Source organism: Butyrivibrio sp. (genome assembly GCF_024699075.1).
Window position 1 is genome coordinate 1 of sequence record NZ_JAILQF010000360.1, and the last position, 2915, is coordinate 2915.

The following is a 2915-nucleotide window of genomic DNA, read 5'->3' on the forward strand; positions in this document are numbered from 1 at the left end:
TATAAAGCCGCAGGCATCTCCAACTATCATGATATTATGAGCATCCTTACAGCCATCTGCGGTAACCTCGGCTACCTTTTGAAAAAACTCCCGGACTGTAAGAGTATAGGCTTCATCGTTCTTTTTAAGATAGTTCTCAGCTATCTCAGATATGCCTTCTGTGCGATCTTCCATATCATCTATGGGCTTATCTGAAAGAATTCCATACCTTATGTAATATCTTTTACCGCACTTAGGGCAAACCAGCTCACCACCAAGAATTTCATTATGAGAAAGCTCCGGCTTTTCAAGGTCAAGAAGGTTCCCGCATTCAGAACATTGAAGGCTTTGCAACAATCCCAGAGCAATGCCCCTTTTGAAAGAAAAGCCTTTGTTGTACTCAGACAGCTTATCTTCAATTATCTTGTTTACCCTCAAAAGCTTCTCAATCTCTTTCTGATTTTCCAAAAGCTTCTTTTCAAAATCAGTCTTAAAGCTGCCAAGATAGCTGTATGTACTACTGGTAAACATAGTCTGCACGAGCAGGTATGCCTTCATTTCATCCAACCTGAAATTCATGCTCTTCAAAAGAAGGATTGTATCCATTACCCCATCATCAATTTCAGAGAAGTTATACTGTGTATTCTCCCGAAGTGGCGTAAGCAAGCCTTCGTTTATATAGTGACGGACTGTATCAACAGTTACCTGATGCTTTTTGGCAAATTCTCCAATCTTCATGTAAGTGACCTCACATAGTTTCCATACTTATCAATTTTTTAGTGTAATAGCCACTCACCATCTGTGTCACTACCTTTTCGTTCAACAGCCCCAAACTCTTGCATATCCTTTAAATATCTTTTAATAGTTCTATCACTTACACTTGCAAATTTTGCCATTTCAGCGATAGTCACATGATTATTGGAAGTAATGGCATTCAATATCTTTTCAGCGGTTGCTTTCTGTCTACCTTTATAGTTCTTCAAATACTTCTTCGAAACATCTGAAAACAGTTCAGTGACAACCTCTGTGACATTCTCTGTGACATTCTCTGTGACATTTTTCTCACTCTTGCCCAAGGCTTTTATATGATCTTCTACTCTTCTACCATCTTCCTCAGCTTTGACACGTGCAAACTCCTCATTTATATAGGCTGTCACCATAGTATAGTCATCTGTGTCATTTACCGGTTCAAACACAAGTTTAGGTGAACCATTATCTGCCATAGCATTTTTGGCTCTTCTAATTCCAGAACCATAGGACTGAATGAGATCAAGGCTAAAGAACATCTCCTTTATCTCTTTATTGAGATAGTTTCTATCCTGGAACTCTGTCTTTTCATTCATGTCCTCGATTGTCACTGGTGGCACCGGCCTATTATGATTAATAAAGCTTATGTGGTCCTTATACAAATAAATACCTACATACTGTTCTTTTGAATACTCTTTATGAAGGATACAATTAGTAGCAAGCTCCGCAAACATTATTGCTGGCCAGTTAAAAACTCTGTGTGCAGCATTAGTAAGAGAATCTCTTATCGTGTAAGATGCCTGGATATTGTCCTCAAAATACTTAACTACCTGCTGTGCCTGAATCCAGATTGGTCCGCTAAAGCGCTTCGATTCCATCTTATCTGTTCCAACAGCTTCTCTGATAATCTCAACATAGGCATATGGAATAAACTGCTCTGGTTTATCTGCAAACATTAACACAGCAAAATTCTTGGCACGTAAGCCACCATATTCGCTCTCTCCTATAAGCTTCAATGCCTTTGCCATTTCAAGCTTTGACATAGCCCTAATATCTGGAGCTGCATTAGTTCTGGCCAGGTATTCCTTCATGTATTCATAATCAAGATCATCAAGCGTAGCTGTCTCATTGAGTTCCGATGTAAAATGGAAGTCAGCAAACTTCTTGAGAAGTTCGAATTCTTCGCGCTTATTTGGAAGTCTCGTATCTCTCCTTACCCTGATATATCTACCAGCCTTTAATCCAATTTTCTTATCTTTCTCTGCTTTATCACTGGTTTCATAAGGCCCATCCGGACCTGGCTCAACGGCTATGATAATATACTTCTTATCATCAATTTCATCCTGGTGAAGACTGTATTTAATTCTGGGATGAATATTTGCAAGCAGTGCTTTTATGGTATTTTCAGTTGACTCAATAAGGGATTCTTTTATTCCAGATATTGGTCTGACCGGTACAGCTTTTTCTCCAGTCTCCTTGTCATCCACTTCTTCAATTCCAACAAAAATAAGCCCAATCTCTCTATTCATATAGTTATTGGAAAAAGCACAGGCAGTCTTTAATATGCCATCCTTTATATCTGCGGACTTCTTATATTCGATATAATCATTTTCAATAGCACAACTATCTATTATGTCATGTGCCATTCTAATGATATCGTTTGCTTTCATGCCTCACCTCTCAAACAATATAAATATATCTTACATTTTAAAATGGGAATGCCATCGCCGCAGCAGTGAACACTCCCATTTAGTGGTTGATTTTTCCGTTGTCTGCCAACCTCCAGCACCTGCGTCTGGATAATATCAGGTTTTTCCGTTGCCTGCCAACCTCCGGCACCTATATCCGGAAAAAAGTATCAGATTTTAGGTGTCAACCCACCAAGTCTTCTGCCTTTCTTTATACTTATATCATATATCGACTCATACATAAAAACAATGCGTATTTCCTACAAAAACATGCTCATAAAGATAAAAACTGGTTGCCTCAAATATGCATTATTATGCAAGAATTTTGTAGATTGTTAAAGAATCTGTAAGCACATTAAGCTGGAAGATATTCCCCTATAAAGCCTCATGGATCAAATCATTTATGTGTATTTCAACGCTATCCAGGCACGGTACAGAACAATTTTCCGAATTCAGTAGAAGAGGAAGTTCCGTACACCCCAGGATAACCGCTTCAATACT

General features: G+C 38.6%; 3 protein-coding genes. All 3 read right to left on the minus strand.

Features of this window, described 5'->3' with window-relative positions; all coding sequences use genetic code 11:
• The coding region (locus K6G87_RS14485) for a MerR family transcriptional regulator (protein WP_296838782.1) at positions 1-717 on the minus strand (717 nt) is incomplete at its 3' end.
• 38 nt (positions 718-755) lie between these two features.
• Positions 756-2396, minus strand: coding sequence for an RNA-binding domain-containing protein (locus K6G87_RS14490; protein ID WP_296838785.1), 1641 nt, complete (start codon positions 2394-2396; stop codon positions 756-758).
• Positions 2397-2789: 393 nt separating this feature from the next.
• Positions 2790-2912: a hypothetical protein gene (locus K6G87_RS20095; RefSeq protein ID WP_442863373.1), complete on the minus strand. Its 123-nt coding sequence runs from the start codon at positions 2910-2912 to the stop codon at positions 2790-2792.
• Positions 2913-2915: the final 3 nt, after the last annotated feature.